5 protein-coding genes are annotated in these 4,786 nt (G+C 71.6%); 2 read left to right on the top strand and 3 right to left on the bottom strand.

Annotation, left to right across the window (positions count from 1 at the left end; all coding sequences use genetic code 11):
• Positions 1 to 98 precede the first annotated feature (98 nt).
• Both ACFXA3_RS35695 and ACFXA3_RS35690 read right to left on the bottom strand, forming a co-directional pair.
• Positions 99 to 221, bottom strand: a complete 123-nt coding sequence (locus ACFXA3_RS35695) for a hypothetical protein (RefSeq protein WP_385194085.1) — start codon at positions 219 to 221, stop codon at positions 99 to 101.
• 205 nt (positions 222 to 426) lie between these two features.
• Positions 427 to 1,629 (bottom strand): FAD-dependent monooxygenase, encoded by a 1,203-nt coding sequence (locus ACFXA3_RS35690; protein WP_385194083.1) that lies wholly within the window; start codon positions 1,627 to 1,629, stop codon positions 427 to 429.
• 128 nt (positions 1,630 to 1,757) lie between these two features.
• On the opposite strand from ACFXA3_RS35690, the gene ACFXA3_RS35685 reads away from it, so the two are divergent.
• Positions 1,758 to 2,675 (top strand): GntR family transcriptional regulator, encoded by a 918-nt coding sequence (locus tag ACFXA3_RS35685; RefSeq protein WP_385194081.1) that lies wholly within the window; start codon positions 1,758 to 1,760, stop codon positions 2,673 to 2,675.
• Between the two features lie 230 nt (positions 2,676 to 2,905).
• Here the strand turns inward: ACFXA3_RS35685 and ACFXA3_RS35680 are convergent, their stop codons facing one another.
• Positions 2,906 to 4,213 (bottom strand): LuxR C-terminal-related transcriptional regulator, encoded by a 1,308-nt coding sequence (locus tag ACFXA3_RS35680; protein ID WP_385194079.1) that lies wholly within the window; start codon positions 4,211 to 4,213, stop codon positions 2,906 to 2,908.
• A gap of 163 nt (positions 4,214 to 4,376) precedes the next feature.
• Between ACFXA3_RS35680 and ACFXA3_RS35675 the strand changes: the two genes are divergently transcribed.
• Positions 4,377 to 4,574 (top strand): hypothetical protein, encoded by a 198-nt coding sequence (locus tag ACFXA3_RS35675; protein WP_385194077.1) that lies wholly within the window; start codon positions 4,377 to 4,379, stop codon positions 4,572 to 4,574.
• Positions 4,575 to 4,786 lie beyond the last annotated feature (212 nt).

Raw genomic sequence — 4,786 nt, 5'->3', positions numbered from 1 at the left:
GCGCTGAGTTTTTTTTAATATACACAACATTTTAACCCGGGTCACTCCGCGCCCCCCCCCCCGTTCCCCCCCCACCCCCGACCACCGGCCAGGGGCGCTCACGAGGGGTCGGCCACGCCGACGATGACCTGGCTGGCGACGTTCACGGAGTGCTGCGCGTTGACCGCATCCTTGTACTCCTGGACGAGACTGTCGATGGCCCGCTCCGAAGACGTCGACACGCGCTCCGCGGCGGCCGGCTCCTGAACGCACCGTGGACGACCCTGCCCTGGCCGGCCATGAGGAGAAGGGTTTCCGGTGGCACGTACCCCCAGTGGATCTGGGTGATGAGGCCATGCTGGTGTCTGCGGGGCGTCGGCGGTGACGGCGGCGCGCAGGGCGATCTGGTGCGGGAAGGTGGTGCCGTGCAGGATGCTCCGTCGACTTTCAGGCGGCGGTGACAGGGGTGTAGTCGGGGAGGCGGACCGGTTCGGTGCGGGTGTTCTCGGGCGCGTTCGCGGCCAGCATGTCGAGGATCTCCTGGGTGGGCGCGGGCAGGAAGAACCGCTCGGCGCCTTCGCGGCCCAGCACCTGGTGTTCGGCCACGTAGGGGCGCATCTGCTCCTCGTACGCGGCGAAGGCCGCCTTGTGGTCGCCGCCGCGGGCGGCGAGCTCCCCGGCCAGCAGGTACGCGCCGATCAGCGCCTGCGAGGTGCCCCGGCCGGAGGTGGGGCCGGCGCAGTAGCCCGCATCACCGAGGAGGACGACGCGGCCGGCGGACCAGGTGTCCATCTCGACCTGGGCGTTGGAGTCGAAGAAGAACTCCTGCGCGGCGTCCATCTCCTTCAGGAGACGTGGCACCTCCCAGCCCTCGCCCGCGAAGCGCTCGGCGACGATGCGCTTGTGTGCCGCCGGGTCGCGGCGGTCGTACTCCAGGTCCTCGGCCGCGAAGTGGAAGGCCGCCCGGGCTTCGGTGTTCGCGCGGGCCGTGAAGATGTTGGCGGCCTTGCCGGGGACGGTGTACAGGCGGCCGGTGTTCTCCAGGCCCAGGTAGTTGCCGAGGTTGAAGATCGCCGTGTAGATGCCGAGGTGGCGGACGAACTCCTCCTCCGGGCCGAAGGCAAGCGCGCGGGTCTTGGAGTGGAGGCCGTCGGCCCCGACCACCAGGTCGAAGCGGCGGGGCTCGGCGTGTTCGAAGGAGACGAGGACGCCGTCGTCGTCCTGGTGCAGGCTGGTGATGGAGTCGCCGAAGACGTACTCGGTGTGCTCGCGGGTGGCCTCGTACAGCATCCGGGTCAGGTCGCCCTTGAGGACCTCCAGGTCCCCGGCGAAGACCGCCGCCGGGAGGGTCGCGTACTGGCGGCCGTCGGCGTCCACCAGGGCCGCGTCACCCATCTCGGTGTCCAGCGAACGGATCTCCTCGAGCAGGTCCATGCGGTCCAGGACGTCCAGGGCTTCGCCGCGGAAGTCGACCGCGTAGCCGCCGTCGCGCAGCTGCGGTGCCCGCTCGACGATCGTGGGGGTGAAGCCGTGGCGGTGCAGCCAGTACGCGAGGGCGGGGCCCGCGACGCTGCCGCCGGAGATCAGTACGGTCTGGTTCCTGGTCTTGGTCTTGGTCCTGCTCTTGGTCTTGGGTGTGGTCTGGTTCATTTTGCCTGTCCTCTGTCGGGGTGATGTGTACAACGTACAGACAGGAATTCCTTGGCGGAACAGGCGAATTGAGCAAACCGAGCTAGTGCACTAAAGTTCATCCGTACTAGTGCACCAGGGAGGGCGGGATGACGGAGACTCAGGCGCCGTACGCGCGGATCGCGGCCGAGCTGCGCGGGCGCATCGAGCGCGGGGAACTGCGGCCCGGGGACCGGGTGCCCTCGACACGGGCCATCACTCAGCGGTGGGGGGTCGCCATGGCGACCGCGAGCAAGGTCCTGGCCACACTCGGGCAGGAGGGCCTCGTACGGGCCGTACCGGGAGTCGGGACACTGGTCGCGGCCCGGCCCGCCACCAGCCAGGGCCGCCGCCCCGCCGCCGAGGACGACAGCGCGCAGCGCGGGCGGATCGTCCGCGCCGCAGTGGCGATCGCGGACGCGGAAGGGCTGACGGCCCTGACCATGCGCCGGCTCGCCGCGGAACTGGGGGTCTCGGCGATGTCCCTGTACCGCCACGTCAGCAGCAAGGAACAGCTCGTCGCGCTGATGGCCGACGCGGCCTTCGGGGAACAGGCCCTGCCCGAGCGGCCGCCGCCGCACTGGCGGGAACGGCTGGAACTCTCGGCGGCCCTGCAATGGCGGCTCTACCGGGCCCACCCCTGGCTGGCCGGCGCCATGAACCTCAGCCGGCCGCTGCTGATCCCCAACGGCATCCGCCACATCGACTGGGCCCTCACCGCCCTGGACGGACTCGGCCTGGACGACGACACCCGGATGCACGCCGCCGTCACCCTGTTCGGGTACGTCCGCGGCCACGCCGTCGACCTCGAACCGGAGTCCGACGCGGCCCGCACCAGCGGCGTCAGCGGGCAGGAGTGGATGCGTGCCCAGGAGACGCGGCTGGCGGCGCTGGTGGACGGCGGAGCCTTCCCGGCGTTCGCCGAGGCGAGGGCGGACTCCGCCCTCTCCCCCGAATCCCTCCTCCACTACGGCCTCACAGCCCTGCTCGACGGAATCGCCACCCGCATCACCACACCGCCGGACTGACCGCTACGACGATCCGGCCTCCGCCGGCCGTCTTCGACGGGACGTCCCGGCCGCGGACGACCCGCACGTGCTCAGGGACACCACCCGCGGGCCCGTACAACGGCGCCATGCCGTCCGGGACCGTCCGCCTCGCGGGGACGAACGGATCGAGGGCATGGAGACCGAGGACGGTCGCCTGCCGACGGAGCAGCGCCGCACCGGGGGCTCCGAAAAAGTGCAGCACCCGGGGGTTACGTGACGGGGTCGGTGGGTTTCGTGACGTCCGTGGTGCCGTCATCCGGGCCGGGCACCTGGTCCTTGAGCCGGGCCCGGTAGGCGCGTGCGCGGCACCGGGGCGAGCAGTGGCGGGGCGGGCGCCCGCCGGGGCGGCCCGGGCCCGCGGCGGGGACGGCCACCGCCCCTCCACACCCGGGACAGGCCGGGCCGGACGCGAGCCCGTCGGCAGACGGCGTGGGCGGGGCGGTGCCGGCCGGGGCGGGGAGGTTCGGGTGATCGGTCAGGCCCTGGCGTTCGGCGATGACACCCGCCTGGAAGCGGCTGTGCGCGCCGAGCCCCTCCAGCAGTTCGGAGACGTGACGGCGGCAGGTACGCAGGGAGATGCCCAGGCGGCGCGCGATGGACTCGTCCTTGAGTCCTTTGGCGAGCAGCACGAGGATGCTCTGCTTCATCGTCTTCGAGACGTCGTGCGCGGCCTGCGGCCCCGTCGCGAACGGCGCGGCGTTCTCCCAGTCCCGCTCGAAGACGTCCAGTAAGTAGGTCAGCAGGTCAGGCTCCCGGATGATCAGCGCACCGCCCGAGCGGGCGGGCAGCAGGGCCAGGGACCCGTCCACGAGGATCATCTGGGGCAGCACCTCCGGCAGCGTCCGGATCTCGGCGCCCGCCGCGATGAGCTGCTCCGTGTGCAACCGCGTGGGCCCGTCGAACCGGGTCGCGTGCTGGTACAGGCTCCGCATGCGGATGCCGCGTCCGAGCAGTGCCAGGTCGCGCGGCATCGCCTCGCGCAGCGCCGCGGGCGGGAACGAACCGCCGTGCTTGGAGACCAGCACCTCGCTGCGGCAGGAGTCGATCACGTCGGACAGCAGGGAGCGGACCGCCAGTTTGTCCGGCAGGTGGTCGATGGTCCCCTGGGGGAAGACGTGCTGGCGGGCCTGGAGGTAGACGGGCATGAGCGCCGCCAGCCCGTCGCGCTGCTGCTGGACTCGCCGGCGCTGTTCCCGCAGTGCCTCCTCCTGCGCGCGCAGGGCGGCGTCGCGGTCCGACAGCAGCTGCGCGGCGGCGGCCTGGGGGCTCACCGGCTGCCAGCCGGCCGGTTCGCCCGCCCCGTCGTCGGCGGGGAGTTCCGTGAAGAGGCAGGAGTCGGTGAGGGACCGTACCGCTGCCAGGCAGGCCTGCGGGCTCACTTCGATCTCGGCCGCGGCCTGCGCGAGCGTCGCCGGGGTGAGGCGTTCGTGGACGACCGTCCACCGGTAGAGCAGGACGGCCACGCTGTCGAGTCCGGGCACATGGGCCCCCGTTCCGGGTCCGCTGTCCGTCTCCATTGCATGCCTCCTAAACGTGCCTGGCAGGATCATGATCCCTCTTCGGGGATGTGTGTGCCATCCACCCACTGTCAGGATGGTGATCACGGCAGGGACGGCTCCCCGACCAGGAGCACCGCCCGCCGTGGTCAGACCTGACGCCTGGACGAGGGGAATTGACGCCATGCGCGCAATCGTGGCGCGGACGCTGTTCGCGGTCGCACTGAGCACTGGGATCGTGTGGGGCGGCGCCGCCGCGGCCACCGCAGATGCACACGGGACGACGGTCACCAACCCGTCCGGCGGCGAGCACCACAACAAGCAGTGCCTCGTGACGACGGCTTGGGGCGACTCCTGGTGCCCCCGCAAGCCGCTCAACTGAGCCACCCGGGAGACCGGGTGCGGGGGCGGCGGAATCCATCCGCTGCCGGTTGGGTGGTTGTGGGCCCGACCCGGTCGCCAGAGGGGCGCGTCGCAGGACGCGTCCGGTTCCCCGTGCGCCGCCGTACGCGGCGCACGGCTTCGATCAACCAACGGAAGGTGTTCCCCGTGCGCTTCGCCATGCCCCCAACCACCCCCCCCAGACAGACCGCC

The sequence above is a fragment of the Streptomyces sp. NPDC059456 genome, assembly GCF_042750055.1.
Taxonomy (GTDB): Bacteria; Actinomycetota; Actinomycetes; order Streptomycetales; family Streptomycetaceae; genus Streptomyces.
This window is presented reverse-complemented; position numbering and strand designations above follow the sequence as displayed.

Bases quoted from the DNA above. Each gene is read 5' to 3' on its own strand.
- ACFXA3_RS35690 (WP_385194083.1), bottom strand. From the start codon at position 1,629: ATGAACCAGACCACACCCAAGACCAAGAGCAGGACCAAGACCAAGACC.
- ACFXA3_RS35685 (WP_385194081.1), top strand. From the start codon at position 1,758: ATGACGGAGACTCAGGCGCCGTACGCGCGGATCGCGGCCGAGCTGCGC.
- ACFXA3_RS35680 (WP_385194079.1), bottom strand. From the start codon at position 4,213: ATGGAGACGGACAGCGGACCCGGAACGGGGGCCCATGTGCCCGGACTC.
- ACFXA3_RS35675 (WP_385194077.1), top strand. From the start codon at position 4,377: ATGCGCGCAATCGTGGCGCGGACGCTGTTCGCGGTCGCACTGAGCACT.